The sequence below is a fragment of the Massilia sp. R2A-15 genome, assembly GCF_030704305.1.
Classification (GTDB): domain Bacteria; phylum Pseudomonadota; class Gammaproteobacteria; order Burkholderiales; family Burkholderiaceae_D; genus JAFCUW01.
The window spans coordinates 903438-919399 of record NZ_CP131935.1 but is presented as its reverse complement, the minus strand read 5'-3'; the positions used below and the strand labels follow the sequence as shown (position 1 = coordinate 919399).

Genomic DNA, 15962 nt, shown 5'->3' with positions numbered 1-15962 from the left:
AAACGCCGTAGTAGTTTAAGGATTGCAATGAAACGTGTTGATGATTTCCGCCTGCGTCTGGGCAACAAGGATTACGTGCCCATCATGATCGGCGGAATGGGCGTCGATATTTCGACCTCCGAGCTCGCGCTCGAAGCATGCCGGCTGGGCGGGATCGGCCATATCTCCGATGCGATGGTGCAGGACGTTTCAGACCGCAAATTCGACACGAGCTTCGTCAAGGAAAAAACCAAGACCTACAAGTTCAACATCAACAACATGGACAAGGCGGTGGTCCAGTTCGACCTGGCGCGCCTGGCCGAAGCGACCATGCTGCACGTGGGCAAAACCATGGAAGCGAAGCGTGGCGACGGCCTGATCTTCGTGAATTGCATGGAAAAGCTGACCATGAATTCGCCGAAGGAAACGCTGCGCACCCGCCTGTCGGCCGCGCTCGACGCCGGCATCGACGGCATCACCATGTCGGCCGGCCTGCACCTGGGATCGTTCGCGCTGATCGCCGACCATCCGCGTTTCCGCGACGCCAAGCTGGGCATCATCGTCTCGTCGGTGCGCGCGCTGCAACTGTTCCTGCGCAAGGTCTCCAAGCTCGACCGCCTGCCCGACTACATCATCGTCGAAGGCCCGCTGGCCGGCGGCCACCTCGGCTTCGGCCTCGACTGGAAAGACTTCGACCTGCACACCATCATGGACGAGATCCATGCCTTCATGCGCGCCGAGCAGCTCAATATCCCGATCATCGCGGCCGGCGGCGTGTTCACCGGCTCGGATGCGGTCGGCTTCCTCGAAAAAGGCGCCGGCGGCGTCCAGGTCGCGACCCGCTTCACCGTTACCCACGAGTGCGGCCTGCCCGACGACGTCAAGCAGGAGTACTTCAAGGCCAGCGAAGAGGACATCATCGTCAACGGCATCTCGCCGACCGGCTATCCGATGCGCATGCTGAAAAGCACGCCGGCGATCGGCTCGGGCATCCGTCCTGGCTGCGAATCCTACGGCTACCTGCTCGACGCCACCGGCAACTGCTCGTACATCAACTCGTACAACCGCGAAGTGCTGGCCAATCCGGACACCAAGAACATCGTGGTGATGGACAAGACCTGCCTGTGCACGCACATGCGCAACTTCAACTGCTGGACTTGCGGGCACTATACCTACCGCCTGAAGGACACCACTCACAAGCTCGACAACGGCCAGTACCAGATCCTGTCGGCCGAGCACGTGTTCAAGGACTATCAGTTCAGCACCGACAACCAGATCGCCCTTCCGCCGAAGGAAGAAGTCGCCGTCGCGTAAAGCGCGCGCGCCCGGCAAAAACCACGGTTCGCCGTGGTTTTTTTTCGCCCGGTTTTCGGCAATTGTCGGGAACCAGCGGTCACATAATTTGTCCAATTTGTAATATCGACCAACAACGCACAGGACACCATGGCAACCAGCGAGTCGACGGTGCACGCCGCCTTCCTTGTCAACGATTCCTGCGCCATCGTGACCTGGAACGCCGGCTGCGAGCACTTGTTCGGCCTGCGCGGTGGAAGCGCCCTGAGCCGGCCGCTGGCGGCACTGCTGGTCGACTCAAGCGCGGCGATCGTGGCGCGCGAATGGCCCAAGCTGCGCTTCCAGTCCGAACCCCTGCGTCTGCACATCCGGATTGCCAGGCTCGACGGCAGCAACCCCTCCGCCGACCTGGTCCTCACGCCGCAGACCAACGTCACCGGCACGCCGGCCGGCTGCGTCGCCCAGTTCAGCGCGCGGGCCGACCATTCCGAGCACGCGCTGATCGGCGGCCTTCCACTGCGCTCGATCATCGACGTGCTGCCCGGCACCTTCTACATGCTGCGCCGCGACGGCACTTTCGCGCTGTGGAACAAGACCGTCGAGGCGGTCACCGCGCTCTCGAGCGAAGAAATGCGCACAGTGCAGGCGCTCGAGATGTTCGATCTTACCGAGAAAAGCAAGATCAACGAGAAGATCCAACAAGTGTTCGAACGCGGCGAACAAGTGTTTGTCGAAGCGAACCTGCTCGACAAGGATGGGCATGGCACGCCCTACCTGCTGACCGGCGCGCGCATTGAATGCCACGGCAAGTTCTACCTGTGCGGCATGGGCATGGACATTTCGGTGCGCCACCAGCAGGAAGAGCAGCTGCGCCTGCGCGAGCGCGCGCTGCACGCGGCCAGCAACGGCATCGTCATCACCAGCTGCCACGGCCATGACAATCCGATCGAATACGTCAATCCCGCGTTCGAACGCATCACCGGCTACTGCAGCGACGAAGTGATCGGGCGCGACTCGCGCTTCATGGCCGCGCCCGGGCTCGACGCCGACGCGCGCGTGCAGCTGCGCCGCGCGATCGACCAGCACCACGAGGTCAACGTCACCTTGCGCAACCAGCGCAAAAATGGCGAGGTGTTCTGGAACGACCTGACCATCACCCCGGTGGCCGACGAAAAGGGCCGGGTCACGCACTTCATCGGCGTCATCAACGACGTGACCGAGCACAAGCAGCGCACCGCCCACCTCGAACACGAGGTCAACCACGACGCCCTCACCGGCCTGGCCAACCGCACCTTGCTGTGGGACCGGCTGGAACAGGCGATCCACATGGCCCAGCGCAGCAAGGCGCTGGTCGCCACCGTGCTGCTGGACCTGGACGGCTTCAAGCAGATCAACGACACGCTGGGGCACGAGGCGGGCGACGAAGTGCTCATCGTGGTGGCCAACCGGCTGGTGTCGGCGGTGCGCGAGAGCGATACCGTGGCGCGCCTGTCCGGCGACGAATTCGTGCTGGTGCTGGTCAACCAGCCGTCCTTGCGCTTCACGCTGCGCATGGTCGAACGCGTGCGCCACGGCATGCAGAAGCCGATCCTGTTCAACGGCACCGAAATCGCCGTACGCGCGAGCATCGGCGTGAGCGTCTACCCGCATGACGGCGATACCGCCTTCGACCTGGTACGCGCGGCCGACGTGGCGATGTACCACGCCAAGGGCACGCGCAAGAACGATGTTCATTTCTTCTCCGCGGAAATGAAAACCACCAGCGAGGCCAAGCAGCGGCTGGAGGACACGATGCGCGTGGCCGTCGAAAAGAACCAGCTGTTCGTGGTGTTCCAGCCCAAGGTGTGCCTGCAGACCGGGCGCATCCGCGGCTTCGAAGCGCTGCTGCGCTGGAACCATCCCGAGCAGGGCCTGCTGCTGCCGCCCGCCTTCCTGCCCGAGGCGGAGGAAAACGGCGCCATCATCCCGTTTGGCGACCTGGTGCTCGAGCACGTCTGCGCCTTCCTGCAGCGCCTTGGCGCGGCCGGCTTCGGCGACGTGCCGGTGTCGGTCAACGTGTCGCAGCGCGAATACCTGCGGCCCGATTATGTCGAGCACGTGGCCGGCGTGCTGGCGCGCTTCCGGCTGCCGCCCGCCAATCTCAATGTCGAGGTGCGCGAGGAAGGCCTGGCGCGCAACCAGCACCGCGCCGCCGAAGTGCTGGAGCAATTGAGCGAGCTGGGCGTGCTGCGCACCGTGGACGCGTTCGGCGACGGCCTGTCCGACCTGAACTACCTGCAAAAGCTGCCGCTGTCGCACGTCAAGCTGGCCAAGGCGGCGGTGCACCAGATTTCACCCGAAACCCGGCGCGGGCCGATCGCCAAGAGCCTGATCGACATTGGCCACAACATGAACCTGACCGTCATCGCCGAGTGCGTCGAAACGCGCGCCCAGGTGGACTTCCTCAAGTCCAATGATTGCGACGAAATGCAGGGCTTGTATTTCAAGGAGCCCTTGTCCGCGGCCGCTGCTGAAGAATTGCTGGGCGCCACCGTCAGCGCCTGACGCCAGATGGGGTCAGATCCGCGGGACCACACCCCGATAAATCAGGCGGCGGCGACAAACCCGGGGTCAGGTCCGGCGGACCTGACCCCATTGTGCGGCACGGCACGCAGCCCACTCCCCGATTCGTGCAGCCTGTCGCATGCGGCTGGCCGCGCCCCGCCCTTGCCGATACAGTTGCATCATCCCAACAGTGCTTGCACGGGCGATGCCTTTTTTACAGCACGCCGCGGTGGGAGCAGTTACACTCGCCGCTTGCATCGCAATTTGACTCACACGGAACACCATGGAAGCTCGGCGCAACAATCCGCAACACCTGACCGCCATCCTCGGATGGCTGCACCGTTTTTTCGACGCGGTCGCCACCTGGGTCAGCCAGCTGTCGTGGTGGAAGTTTTTCCTGTTCGCCCTGCTCGCCCTGGTCGCCGGCAAGATCCTGCAGGACGAACTGTTCTCCGGCGGCGGCGAGGAAGTGGTCGTGCGCAACGACAAGAAGCTGCACAAGAAGGAACCCGAGAGCAGCATCCTGATCGACGACAGCGGCATCCGCTTCAATCCCCGTCCCAAGGACAAGCGCGGCGCCGCCGTGGTGCCCGAACCGCCGGTCCCTGGCGAGGCGCCCGCCGCGCCGGCCGTGCCGGCGCCGCCGAAAGGCTCGGCGGCCGTGCGCGCGGCCAGCGGCGAGGAAGTCCACATCGCGCTGCCGCCGCAAATCGGCGAGGAGCTGTCGAACGCGATCGAGGCGGCGGTCGATGACGCCGCCGAAGCGAAGGTGTCGCGCTACCACAAGCAGGCCTCGACCTGGTTCAAGAGTTTCGTCTCGCTGCTGGTGATCGCCCTGTTCGCCACCAAGGCGCTGATGGGCGGCAAGAAACGCGCCGAAGCGCAGACCCAGAGCGCCAACGCGGCGGTCGAGCGCGAATCGATGCAGCGCCAGCTGTCCGAGGCGAAGATGCAGATGATGCAGGCGCAGGTCGAGCCGCACTTCCTGTTCAACACCCTGGCCTCGGTCGAATACCTGATCCAGACCGACCCGCCGCGCGCCTCGGCGATGCAGCGCAGCCTGATCCAGTACCTGCGCGCGGTGCTGCCGCAGATGCGCGACAACGCCGTCGTCACCAACCTCGGGCGCGAAGTGGACATGGTCACCGCTTACCTGAACCTGCTCAAGATGCGCATGGAAGAGCGCCTGACGGTCGACATGCAGATCCCCGAGCAGCTGCGCAGCGCGGCCTTCCCGCCGATGATGCTGCAGTCGATGGTGGAAAACGCGATCAAGCACGGCCTCGAATGCAAGCCGGAGGGCGGCACCCTGAAGATCATCGCCGAAGTGGCCGGCGGCAAGCTGCGCGTGATCGTGGCCGACAACGGCGTCGGCTTCGGCGTGGTGCCCAGCGACGGCACCGGCCTGGGCCTGCCGACCATCCGCGAACGCCTCAAGCTGCTGCACGGCGACGCCGGCCAGCTGCACATCGCCGCCAATTCGCCCAGCGGCGTGATCGCCACCGTCGAAGTGCCCTACCAGGTGTCGAAGTAAGCCCCACGCAGCGATTGATTAACGCGCCAATTCATTGAATAATTGGCATTTCCACTCTCCTTGCCCGAACCGACTATGCCAACAGCAATCATTGCCGACGACGAAAGACTGATGCGCGACCAGCTGCGCATGCGACTGGGCCAGGTATGGCCCGAACTGGAGATCGTCGGCGAGGCCAAGAACGGCGAAGAAGCGGTCGAGCTGGTCAAGCAACTGAAGCCGGACCTGACCTTCCTCGACATCCGCATGCCGGGCACGACGGGAATGGAAGCGGCGCGCCAGATCGGCGGCCAGAGCAACATCGTGTTCGTCACCGCCTACGACCAGTACGCGGTCGAAGCGTTCGAGCGCGGCGCGGTCGATTACGTGCTCAAACCGCCCGAGCCGGAGCGCCTGCAGGTGACGGTGGACCGGCTCAAGGAGCGGCTCAACAAGCCGAAGGAAGCGGTCAGCGACAGCGTCACGCAGATGCTCTCGCAGCTGGCCGAGAAGATGGCGGCGCCCAAGCCGACCTACCTGCAGTGGATCCAGGCCAGCATCGGCCAGGACCTGCGCATGATCCCGGTCGAGGACATCCTGTTCTTCCGTTCCGACGAAAAATACACCTGCGTGCAGACGGATAAATTCGAGGCACTGATCCGCAAGCCGGTGCGCGACCTGGCCGAAGAGCTCGATCCATCGCTGTTCTGGCAGATTCACCGCGCCACCTTGGTCAACGTGAATGCGATCGAAGGCGTCACGCGCGACATCCGCGGCCGCCACCTGGTGCTGATCAAGGGCAAGCCGGACAAGCTCGAAGTGAGCCGCAGTTTCCTGCACCTGTTCAAGCAGATGTAAAGCCGGGAATCTGGTTAGCGGTGTTTGCGCCAGATCAAACGCGCGGCGGCTGTATTTGGCGCTGAGCTTGCTTTTGCACGGCGTAGAATCGATGGATATCCTTTTCGATCGAAACCGCCATGAGCAATGCGATTACCGTCCTGCCCCTATCGGCGCAAGATGAATTGGCACTGGACGGATGCACCGCCGACTCCAGTTCATTTATCCTGCAGGTGCATGAAGGAATGTCGCCGCAATTGCGCGCGCGGCTGCGCGATGCACTCGATGAGCTCGGCATTCTCTACACGCTCGTCGCGGTCGACCTGATTGCGGCCCCTCAAGCCCCGGTTCCTGCCACACTCTAAAGTAAGCGACGGGCTCGCGTTCGCGGGCCATCCACGGCGCGCGCAATGAATCGAGTCCTGAAGTCCCTGCTTTCCGGCCCGGCCATGCTGGCCATCGGCATGGCCGCCGGCCGTGCGCTGGCGCCGCGCCCGCGCATCGCCCACGAGCATGGCGACGACATCATCGAGCACGCCAGCGAAGCGATCATTTCCACCGACGACAGCAACACCATCATCATGGCCAATCCCTCGGCCGCGGCGATGTTCGCCACCACCATCGACAAGATGCTCGGACGCCCGCTGGGCAATTACCTGACGCCGGCGCCGACCACCCACGACGGCCCGGCCGCGTATTTCGGCGACAGCAGCCGGGTCGGGCGGCGCGCCACCGATTACGCCGTCAGCGGCATCCGCGCCGGCGGCGAAACCTTCCCGCTGGAAGGCTCGGTGTCGACCGTGCGCGAGGACGATCTGCCGATCCACACCATCATCCTGCGCGACGTCACCGGCCGCCACCAGGTGCAGGAAAAGCTCTCGCGCTCGCACGCCCAGCTGCGCCAGCTGTCGGCGGCGCTGCAGACGATCCGCGAGGAAGAACGGACCCACATCGCGCGCGAACTGCACGACGACCTTGGCCAGCTGCTGGCGTCGCTGCGCATGGATCTGGCGCTGCTGCAGCAGCACCAGGCCGGCAACGGCAGTGCGCGCCTGATCAAGGGCATGGAGCAGAACCTGCTGACGGCCATCACCTCGCTGCGCCGCATCGCCACCAACCTGCGCCCGCGCTCCCTCGACGAGGGCGGCCTGTTTTTCGCGCTGCAAGGCCTGCGCGACGGTTTCGTCGAACGCTACGGCATCGCCTGCATGCTGTTCGCCGACGAAGCCGAACTGCGCCTCGACGACACCGCCAGCACGGCGATCTTCCGCATCGTGCAGGAAGCGCTGACCAACATCGCGCGCCACGCCGACGCGCACAACGTCACCATCACGCTGTACCGCATCAACGGCGAAGTACTGCTCACGGTGCGCGACGACGGCCGCGGCATCGCCGCCTCGGACATGGAAAAGGCCCAGTCGCTGGGCCTTGTGGGAATGCGCGAACGCGTCTGGGCGATGGACGGCGAGATCACGATCACCTCGGACGAGGCGCCGGGAACCCGGATCGAGATCGTCCTGCCGCTGCCCAGGCCTGCGGAGCATTAGCCCCGTGCGCGACCTCAGAAGTTGTGGTGCACGCCCACGCCGTAGTACTTGACGCTGGTTGCGGCCTTCTTGTCCGACACGTCGGCATAGAGGAAGGTGCGCTTCGACAGGTTGTACTCGTAGCCCAGCGAAGCCTGTTTGGTCTTGACGGCGCCATCGGGAGTCTTCTGGCCGTAGCCGAACAGGACGCGGCCGGCGCCGACCGTATAGTTCGCACCGACCAGCCAGCCCTTGGTATCAGGATTGACCGCCTTGGTGTGGCCCTGGTCCTGGCGCGCGTAGGTCGCCATCAGCTTCAGTTCAGGCATCGGGTTTACGGAGACGCCCGCATGCAGCAGCTTGGTTTCGATGGCGTTGCGCTCATAGCCGAGCATGGCGGCCATCATGCCGAGCTTGTAAGTGCCGGCGACCGAAAACGGATTGGCCGACGCTTCGGCGTTGGCAGGGTACTGCGGCGCGGCGGAGCTGCCGAGGCCGGTGATGGCCGCACCGCCATTGGCTTCCTTGGTGCCGGCCGTCACGTTCAGGGCGAAGCCGCCCATGACCGGGCTGTTGTACCACACGGCATTGTTGAACCGGTCGTTCGAGCTGCCGGCCGGATCGAGCGGCTGGCTGGTGTAGCCCGCCACTTCGACGTCGCCCTTGAAGCCTGGCGTGCCGGAAATGCCGTTGAACGGATCGAAAGCGTCCTTGGCGTCCTGCACGGCAGTCACGCCGCGGCCGATGCGCAGCATGCCGAAGTCGCCCTGCAGGCCGACCCGGGTTTGTCCCTGGAACAGCGGACGGGAGCCGGACTCGACGGTGCCGGTGTCCGGCTCGTAGCGCATCTCGATCTGGAACAGTGCTTTCAAGCCGTTGCCCAGGTCTTCGGTCCCGCGGAAGCCAAGCTTGTTGGCGTCGCGCTTGGTGACGGCCAGGGTCTTGTCGGTGACTTTGGCGATGCCGGCGTCAATGGCGCCGTAGACGGTGACGCTGGTCTGGGCGGTGGCGGAAGTGGCGAAGGCTGCGAGCGCGATGGCTGCGAAAGAAGTATTTTTCACTTGTCGTTTTCAGGTTGAAGTTAAGAGGATCTACCGGGATCGAATAATGCCCGGCAAATACTTCAACATGATGACAAGCTAAAAACTTGGGTTGTCGTTCCTGCGGAGGCAGGAACCTATACTGAGCATGCTTGGCATGGGCTCCTGCCAAGGGGGGCGCCGAGCGCAGGAGCGACAACCGTTACTTGAGGCGCGCGGTCAGCATCCAGTAATACTCGAGCCGCACGATCTTCAGTTCGCGCACCGACGACGCCAGCTTCTTGCGCAGCGCGCTGTCCGACGGGTACGTCTTCGGAATCTCGTAGCGCTCGCCGTCCGGCGTCGCCAGGATCTGGTAGGTGTTGCCTTCCAGGTCGGTGCGCGCCACGGTCGGGCTGCTGCCCTCTACATAGGCATCGTCGGCCAGCACGATCACGACATCCTTGCCGACCTTGCTGCGCAGATGCGCCAGGAATTTTTCCTGCTGCTCGCGCTTGATGTGCGACCACCAGAAGCCGATGAACACGGCGGTGAAGCTGCCCAGGTCGTCGGGCAGGTTCCAGGCGTCGGCGACGCGGAATTTCACCTTGCCGGCCGGCAGCCCGCGCGAGACGGCCAGCGCCAGCATCTCCGGATTGATGTCGACGGCCACCACCGAATCGGCACTCGCGGCAATGATGCTGGTCCAGTAGCCGGTGCCGCAGGCCAGTTCCAGCACGACGTGGCCGCGCAGCGCGCCGGCGACGTGCGTGCGCAATTGGGCCAGGTCTTGCTGGCGTTCAGGCTTGTCGTACACCTGGTCGTGGACGGAAGCGCTCTTGGCGTAATACTGTGCGGATTGTTCGGTGATCATGGATATCTTAAAAATTAAAGCTCGTAGGTTTCTTTGGCGCCGTTCATGGCCGACTCGACCATCTTGCGGTTCAGCGTGGGCGCCAGCAGTTCGATGAAGGTGTACACATAGCTGCGCAGGTAGGCGCCCTGCTTGACCGCCACCCGCGACACATTCATGCCGAACAGGTGGCCGACCGGGATGGCGCGCAGGTTCTTGTCGCGCTCGGCGTCGAACGCCATGCCCGCTATGATACCAATCCCCATGCCCAGCTCGACATAGGTCTTGATGACGTCCGCGTCGATCGCCTCGAGCAGCACGTCCGGCTTCAGGCCGCGCAGGCCGAACGCGTGGTCGATCTTGTTGCGCCCGGCGAACGCGGTGTCGTAGGTGATCAGCGGATAGGTGGCGATTTCCTCCAGCGACACCGCCTTCGACTTGAGCAGGGGATGGTCGGGCGCCACCACGACGACGTGCTCCCACTGGTAGCACGGCAAGGTGATCAGCCCGTCCACGCTGGCGATCGACTCGGTGGCAATGGCCAGGTCGGCCTGGTCACTCTTGACCATGTCGGCGATCTGCTTCGGATTGCCCTGCAACAAAGACAGGCGCACCTTCGGATACTTCAGCATGAAGCCCTGCACCACCTTGGGCAGGATGTAGCGCGCCTGGGTGTGCGTGGTGGCAATGGTGAAACTGCCGCTGTCCTGGGCCGCGTATTCCTTGCCGATGCGCTTGAGGCTGTCGATCTCCTGCATGATCAGCTCGACCGATTCGAGCACCAGCCGGCCGGGCTCGGTCAGGCCGCGAATGCGTTTGCCATGCCTTGTGAAGATATCAACACCGAGTTCCTCCTCCAGCTCAATAATGGCCTTGGACACGCCTGGCTGCGACGTGAACAGCGCCTTGGCCGCGTCGGTCAGGTTGTAATTCTGGCGTACGGCTTCGCGGACGAAGCGCAGTTGGTGAAGGTTCATCGGTGTTTTCTGGAAAGTCGTCGCATGCCGGGCGCATGCCACAAACGCATTTTATAAGAATGCTTATGCCCGATACGAATATAAGCAAATAAATACTCGGTAGTTTGGAATAAAGGCAGAGTTTATTACCATTGAGTCTAGTTTGGGGCTCCAAGCGCCACTTTAGGATCGACTTATGTACCGTTACGACCAGTATGACCACCTCATCGTGCGCGAACGCATCGCCCAGTACCGCGACCAGGTGCGGCGCCGCCTTTCCGATGAGCTGACCGAAGCGGAGTTCCTGCCGCTGCGCCTTCAGAACGGACTGTACATGCAGCGCCACGCCTACATGTTGCGCATTGCCGTGCCCTACGGCCTGCTGGCGTCGAAGCAGATGCGCATGTTCGCCCACATCGCGCGCAAGTACGACCGCGGCTACGGCCACTTCACCACGCGCCAGAACATCCAGTTCAACTGGATCGAGCTGGAAAACACGCCCGACATCCTGACCGACCTGGCTTCGGTCGAGATGCACGCGATCCAGACTTCCGGCAACTGCATCCGCAACACCACGTCCGACCCGTTCGCCGGCGTCGCGGCCGACGAGATCATCGATCCGCGTCCGTTCGCCGAAATCCTGCGCCAGTGGAGCACCTTCCACCCCGAATTCATCGCCCTGCCGCGCAAGTTCAAGGTCGCCATCAACGGCGCCGAAGAAGACCGCGCCGCGATCGCCGTGCACGACATCGGCCTGACGATGGTGCGCAACGAGGCGGGCGAAGTTGGCTTCAAGTTCATGGCCGGCGGCGGCATGGGCCGCACCCCGATCCTGGGCAGCGTGATCCGCGACTTCCTGCCGTGGCAGCACATGCTGACCTACACCGAAGCTGTCATGCGCGTGTATAACCAGTACGGCCGGCGCGACAACAAGTACAAGGCGCGCATCAAGATCCTGCTCAAGGCGCTGGGCGTGGAGGAATTCACGCGCCAGGTCGAAGCCGAATGGGCCGACCTCAAGGACAACGCCGAAACCCTGACGGCCGAGGAACTGGCGCGCGTTTCGGCCTACTTCACCGCGCCGCCCTACGCCGACCTGCCGAACGTCGATCCGGCCGCCGGCAATGAAGACAACAAGGCTTTCGCTAACTGGATGAAGCGAAACCTCCATCCGCACAAGGTCCCGGGCTACAGCGCCGTCGTGCTGTCGCTCAAAAAAACCGGCGTGCCGCCGGGCGACGCGACCGCCGCACAAATGGATTTCATGGCCGACCTGGCCGACCGCTACAGCTTCGGCGAACTGCGCGTCACGCACGAGCAGAACATCGTGCTGGCCGACGTCGAGCAGCGGCGCCTGTTCGAACTGTGGACCGAAATCAAGGCCAAGGGCCTGGCCACGCCGAACATCGGCCTCCTGACCGACATCATCTGCTGCCCGGGCGGCGACTTCTGCTCGCTGGCCAACGCCAAGTCGCTGCCGATCGCCGCGGCGATTGCCGAACGTTTCGACAACCTCGACTTCCAGCACGACATCGGCGACATCGAACTGAACATCTCCGGCTGCATCAACGCCTGCGGCCACCACCATGTCGGCTCGATCGGCGTGCTGGGCGTGGACAAGGACGGCGCCGAGTGGTACCAGGTGTCGATCGGCGGCGCCCAGGGCAACGCGCCGGCCATCGGCAAGATCATCGGCCCGTCGTTCTCGGCGCTGCAAATGCCCGAGGTGATCGACCGCCTGCTGCAGGTGTACGTGCGCGAGCGCTACGAAGACGAGCGCTTCGTCGACACCGCCCAGCGCCTGGGCATCGCGCCATTCAAGGACCACGTGTACGCCACGCCGATCAATTCCAGCGGCACCGTCGGGGAAGACCACTATGCTTGAAACGAACACCCGCATCATCAAGGGCCGCGAGGTCGTCGCCGACGACTGGAGCGTGCTGCGCCTGGACGAGAACGACGCGCCGGAAAGCGCCGTCGTCCCCGAAGGCAAAGTCATTGTGCCGCTCGCGGTATGGCAATCGCAGCGTGAATCGCTGGCCGGCCGCGCCGACCTGGGAGTGTGGATCGGCGCCGACGAGCGTCCCGAAACGCTGAAGGGCGAACTGGATAACTTCGCCGTCGTCGCGGTCGATTTCCCGAAATTTACCGACGGGCGCGGCTATTCGATCGCGTTCAACCTGCGCAAGCGCCTCGGCTACACCGGCGAGCTGCGCGCCATCGGCGACGTGCTGCGCGACCAGCTGTTCTCGATGCACCGCGTCGGCTTTGACGCCTTCGCCACCCGCCCCGACCGCAGCATCGAAGACGCGCTGAAGGGCCTGACCGACTTCTCCGAAACCTACCAGGCTTCGGTGGACCAGGACCTGCCTTTGTTCCGCCGCCACCAGCGCGACGTGCGGGTCGAATCGACCGACGTCGGCTACGGCATCTGAGGAGCGCGCATGAATGATCTGAACGCCCTTGTCGCCGCCACCCAGGCCACCCTGCAGCGCATCGCGCGCGACTTCACGCCGGCGGTATTCGCATCGAGCCTGGCCGCCGAAGACATGGTGCTGACCGACCTGATTCTGAAGGCCGGCCTGCCGATCGGGATCTTCTCGCTCGACACCGGCCGCCTGCACCCCGAAACGCTCGCCGTGCTGGACGCGGTGAAGGAACGCTACGGCTACGACATCGAGCTGTACCACCCGAACGCGCAGGCGGTCGACAGCTACGTGGCCGAGAACGGCCTGAACGCCTTCTACGACAGCGTGGACATGCGCCGCGAGTGCTGCCGCATCCGCAAGGTCGAGCCGCTGGGCCGCGCCTTGGCCGGCAACAAGGCCTGGATCACCGGCCAGCGCCGCGCGCAATCGACCACGCGCGCCGAACTGGCGGTCGAAGAAATCGATGCGGCGCACGGCATGACCAAGTTCAATCCGCTGGCCGACTGGTCGGAGCAGGATGTGTGGGACTACATCCGCGCCAACGACGTGCCGTACAACGCGCTCCACGACCAGGGCTTCCCGTCGATCGGCTGCGCGCCGTGCACGCGCGCCGTGCAGCCGGGCGAGGATGTGCGCGCCGGCCGCTGGTGGTGGGAAAACCCGGACTCGAAGGAATGCGGCCTGCACATGGTGGACGGCAAACTGATTCGCATTAAATCCGTGGCTGCCTGAAGCCACATCAGCCACACGACAGGGCAACGCCAAATGAACACAATCACCGACACCCCGAACGTACTGACCGACGTGAATGCGCGCCACCTCGATGCGCTCGAATCCGAAGCGATCCACATCATGCGCGAAGTCGCGGCCGAATGCGCCAACCCCGCCCTGCTGTTCTCGGGCGGGAAGGACTCGGTGGTGCTGCTGCGCCTGGCCGAGAAGGCCTTCCGCCCCGGTAAATTCCCGTTCCCGCTGGTGCACATCGACACCGGCCACAACTTCGCCGAAGTCATCGAATTTCGCGACAAGCGCGTGGCGGAACTGGGCGAGCGCCTGATCGTCGGCTCGGTCGAAGACTCCATCAAGCGCGGCACGGTGCGCCTGCGCAATCCGGCCACCGACTCACGCAACGCGGCGCAGGCGGTGACGCTGCTCGAGACGATCGCCGAACACGGCTTCGACGCCTGCATCGGCGGCGCCCGCCGCGACGAGGAAAAGGCGCGCGCCAAGGAACGCATCTTCTCCTTCCGCGACGAATTCGGCCAGTGGGATCCGAAGGCCCAGCGCCCCGAACTCTGGGACCTGTACAACACCCGCGTGCACCCGGGCGAGAACATGCGCGTGTTCCCGATCTCCAACTGGACCGAGCTCGATGTCTGGCTCTACATCCAGCGCGAGCAGCTGGCGCTGCCGCCGATCTACTTCGCCCACGAGCGCCAGGTCATCCCGCGCAACGGCCTGCTGGTGCCGCTGACGGACCTCACGCCGCCGCGCGAAGGCGAAACGGTCGAGACCCAGGTCGTGCGTTTCCGCACCGTCGGCGACATCTCCTGCACCTGCCCGGTGTCGTCGAACGCATCGACGGTCGACGCGATCATCGCCGAAACCGCGATCACCCAGATCACCGAGCGCGGCGCCACCCGGATGGACGACCAGACCTCCGAAGCCTCGATGGAAAAACGCAAGAAAGCAGGATACTTCTGATGAACGCCATGAACGAAAAACTGACGGAACGGGGACTGCTGCGCTTCATCACCGCGGGCTCGGTCGACGACGGCAAGAGCACCCTGATCGGCCGCCTGCTGTTCGACAGCAAAGGCATCTTCGCCGACCAGCTCGATGCAATGTCGCGCTCGAAGCACAAGCGCACCGTGGGCGACGCGGTCGACCTGTCGCTGCTGACCGACGGCCTGGAAGCCGAGCGCGAACAAGGCATCACGATCGACGTGGCCTACCGCTACTTCGCCACGCCCAAGCGCAAGTTCATCATCGCCGACACGCCGGGCCACGAGCAGTACACCCGCAACATGGTGACCGGCGCCTCCACCGCCGACGCGGTGATCATCCTGATCGACGTGTCGAAAGTGAAGCTGCGCGAGGATGGCGGCGTCGACCTGCTGATCCAGACCAAGCGCCATTCGACCATCGCCCACCTGCTGAAAATCGAGCACGTCGTCGTCGCGGTCAACAAGATGGACCTGGCCGGCTACGACCAGCAGGTGTACGAGCGCATCGTCAAGGCCTACCGCGAGTTCGCGGCGACGCTCGGCCTGCACGACATCACGCCGATTCCGCTGTCGGCCCTCACCGGCGACAACGTGGTCGAAAAGAGCGAGAAGATGGCGTGGTACCAGGGCCCTACCCTGATCGAGCTGCTCGAATCGCTGTCGGTGTACGACGAGTCGCACCACGCGCCGTTCCGCTTCCCGGTGCAGCTGGTGGCGCGCCACAACGGCCACGAGGCCAACGACTTCCGCGGCTACATGGGCCGGATCGAAGCGGGCAAGGTCAGCGTCGGCGACAGGCTGGTGGTGCAGCCGTCCGGCCAGAGCGCGACGGTCAAGGACATCGTCACGCTGGAAGGCTCGCATGAGTCCGCGGTGGTCGGGCAGTCGATCACGCTGCTGCTGAACGAGCATCTCGACATCTCGCGCGGCGACCTGCTGGCCGGCGCCGGCCAGCCCGCGACGCTGCTCAAGAACGTGGTCGCCGACGTGTGCTGGATGTCGGACGAGCCGCTCGATGTGCGCCGCAAGTACTGGATCAAGCATGGCACGCGCCAGACCGCGGCCAAGGTGACGAAGGTCGATTCCATCCTCGACATCAACACCCAGCAGCGCCATCCGGCCGAAGGACTGAAGCTGAACGACATCGCGCGCATCGGCCTGACCGTGCAGCAGCCGCTGGCGGCCGACGCCTACGACGACATCCGCGCCACCGGCGCCTTCATCCTGATCGATGAAGTCACCCACCAGACTGTCGCCGCGGGCATGATCCGCCTCGACGCTTAAGG

General features: G+C 64.3%; 14 protein-coding genes. 11 read left to right on the top strand and 3 right to left on the bottom strand.

Annotated elements, in window-relative coordinates; all coding sequences use genetic code 11:
• Positions 1 to 27 precede the first annotated feature (27 nt).
• The 6 genes from Q4S45_RS04120 (at position 28) to Q4S45_RS04095 (ending at position 7713) form a co-directional block, all read left to right on the top strand.
• Entirely contained in the window at positions 28 to 1293 is a 1266-nt protein-coding gene (locus Q4S45_RS04120; RefSeq protein ID WP_305509415.1) for a nitronate monooxygenase, read from the top strand.
• A 129-nt stretch (positions 1294 to 1422) separates the two neighbouring features.
• Positions 1423 to 3816, top strand: coding sequence for an EAL domain-containing protein (locus Q4S45_RS04115; RefSeq protein WP_305509413.1), 2394 nt, complete (start codon positions 1423 to 1425; stop codon positions 3814 to 3816).
• Positions 3817 to 4099: 283 nt separating this feature from the next.
• Entirely contained in the window at positions 4100 to 5350 is a 1251-nt protein-coding gene (locus tag Q4S45_RS04110) for a sensor histidine kinase (RefSeq protein ID WP_305509411.1), read from the top strand.
• A gap of 75 nt (positions 5351 to 5425) precedes the next feature.
• Positions 5426 to 6187 (top strand): LytTR family DNA-binding domain-containing protein, encoded by a 762-nt coding sequence (locus tag Q4S45_RS04105; RefSeq protein ID WP_305509409.1) that lies wholly within the window; start codon positions 5426 to 5428, stop codon positions 6185 to 6187.
• Between the two features lie 119 nt (positions 6188 to 6306).
• Entirely contained in the window at positions 6307 to 6531 is a 225-nt protein-coding gene (locus Q4S45_RS04100; RefSeq protein ID WP_305509407.1) for a hypothetical protein, read from the top strand.
• A gap of 45 nt (positions 6532 to 6576) precedes the next feature.
• Complete coding sequence (locus Q4S45_RS04095) at positions 6577 to 7713, top strand: PAS domain-containing sensor histidine kinase (protein WP_308633167.1); 1137 nt, start codon at positions 6577 to 6579, stop codon at positions 7711 to 7713.
• 14 nt (positions 7714 to 7727) lie between these two features.
• Here Q4S45_RS04095 and Q4S45_RS04090 read toward each other — a convergent pair whose 3' ends face one another.
• The 3 genes from Q4S45_RS04090 to Q4S45_RS04080 form a co-directional block, all read right to left on the bottom strand.
• Positions 7728 to 8753, bottom strand: coding sequence for a porin (locus tag Q4S45_RS04090; RefSeq protein ID WP_305509405.1), 1026 nt, complete (start codon positions 8751 to 8753; stop codon positions 7728 to 7730).
• Between the two features lie 181 nt (positions 8754 to 8934).
• Positions 8935 to 9585, bottom strand: a complete 651-nt coding sequence (locus tag Q4S45_RS04085) for a class I SAM-dependent methyltransferase (protein WP_305509403.1) — start codon at positions 9583 to 9585, stop codon at positions 8935 to 8937.
• Positions 9586 to 9599: 14 nt separating this feature from the next.
• Entirely contained in the window at positions 9600 to 10541 is a 942-nt protein-coding gene (locus tag Q4S45_RS04080) for a CysB family HTH-type transcriptional regulator (protein ID WP_305509401.1), read from the bottom strand.
• Between the two features lie 175 nt (positions 10542 to 10716).
• On the opposite strand from Q4S45_RS04080, the gene Q4S45_RS04075 reads away from it, so the two are divergent.
• The 5 genes from Q4S45_RS04075 to Q4S45_RS04055 are packed head-to-tail and all read left to right on the top strand — an operon-like array spanning position 10717 to position 15960.
• Positions 10717 to 12405, top strand: coding sequence for a nitrite/sulfite reductase (locus Q4S45_RS04075; RefSeq protein WP_305509399.1), 1689 nt, complete (start codon positions 10717 to 10719; stop codon positions 12403 to 12405).
• Positions 12398 to 12955 (top strand): DUF934 domain-containing protein, encoded by a 558-nt coding sequence (locus tag Q4S45_RS04070; protein ID WP_305509397.1) that lies wholly within the window; start codon positions 12398 to 12400, stop codon positions 12953 to 12955. The genes Q4S45_RS04075 and Q4S45_RS04070 overlap by 8 nt, the downstream gene beginning before the upstream one ends.
• Positions 12956 to 12964: 9 nt before the next feature.
• Complete coding sequence (locus tag Q4S45_RS04065; RefSeq protein ID WP_305509395.1) at positions 12965 to 13681, top strand: phosphoadenylyl-sulfate reductase; 717 nt, start codon at positions 12965 to 12967, stop codon at positions 13679 to 13681.
• 33 nt (positions 13682 to 13714) lie between these two features.
• Entirely contained in the window at positions 13715 to 14653 is a 939-nt protein-coding gene (gene cysD, locus Q4S45_RS04060; protein ID WP_305509393.1) for a sulfate adenylyltransferase subunit CysD, read from the top strand.
• Complete coding sequence (locus tag Q4S45_RS04055; protein ID WP_305509391.1) at positions 14653 to 15960, top strand: sulfate adenylyltransferase subunit 1; 1308 nt, start codon at positions 14653 to 14655, stop codon at positions 15958 to 15960. Before cysD ends, Q4S45_RS04055 begins: the two co-directional genes overlap by 1 nt.
• Positions 15961 to 15962 lie beyond the last annotated feature (2 nt).

Bases quoted from the DNA above. Each gene is read 5' to 3' on its own strand.
- Q4S45_RS04080 (WP_305509401.1), bottom strand. From the start codon at position 10,541: ATGAACCTTCACCAACTGCGCTTCGTCCGCGAAGCCGTACGCCAGAAT.
- Q4S45_RS04075 (WP_305509399.1), top strand. From the start codon at position 10,717: ATGTACCGTTACGACCAGTATGACCACCTCATCGTGCGCGAACGCATC.
- Q4S45_RS04055 (WP_305509391.1), top strand. From the start codon at position 14,653: ATGAACGCCATGAACGAAAAACTGACGGAACGGGGACTGCTGCGCTTC.
- Q4S45_RS04105 (WP_305509409.1), top strand. From the start codon at position 5,426: ATGCCAACAGCAATCATTGCCGACGACGAAAGACTGATGCGCGACCAG.
- Q4S45_RS04065 (WP_305509395.1), top strand. From the start codon at position 12,965: ATGAATGATCTGAACGCCCTTGTCGCCGCCACCCAGGCCACCCTGCAG.
- cysD (WP_305509393.1), top strand. From the start codon at position 13,715: ATGAACACAATCACCGACACCCCGAACGTACTGACCGACGTGAATGCG.
- Q4S45_RS04070 (WP_305509397.1), top strand. From the start codon at position 12,398: ATGCTTGAAACGAACACCCGCATCATCAAGGGCCGCGAGGTCGTCGCC.
- Q4S45_RS04085 (WP_305509403.1), bottom strand. From the start codon at position 9,585: ATGATCACCGAACAATCCGCACAGTATTACGCCAAGAGCGCTTCCGTC.
- Q4S45_RS04095 (WP_308633167.1), top strand. From the start codon at position 6,577: ATGAATCGAGTCCTGAAGTCCCTGCTTTCCGGCCCGGCCATGCTGGCC.
- Q4S45_RS04115 (WP_305509413.1), top strand. From the start codon at position 1,423: ATGGCAACCAGCGAGTCGACGGTGCACGCCGCCTTCCTTGTCAACGAT.
- Q4S45_RS04110 (WP_305509411.1), top strand. From the start codon at position 4,100: ATGGAAGCTCGGCGCAACAATCCGCAACACCTGACCGCCATCCTCGGA.
- Q4S45_RS04120 (WP_305509415.1), top strand. From the start codon at position 28: ATGAAACGTGTTGATGATTTCCGCCTGCGTCTGGGCAACAAGGATTAC.
- Q4S45_RS04100 (WP_305509407.1), top strand. From the start codon at position 6,307: ATGAGCAATGCGATTACCGTCCTGCCCCTATCGGCGCAAGATGAATTG.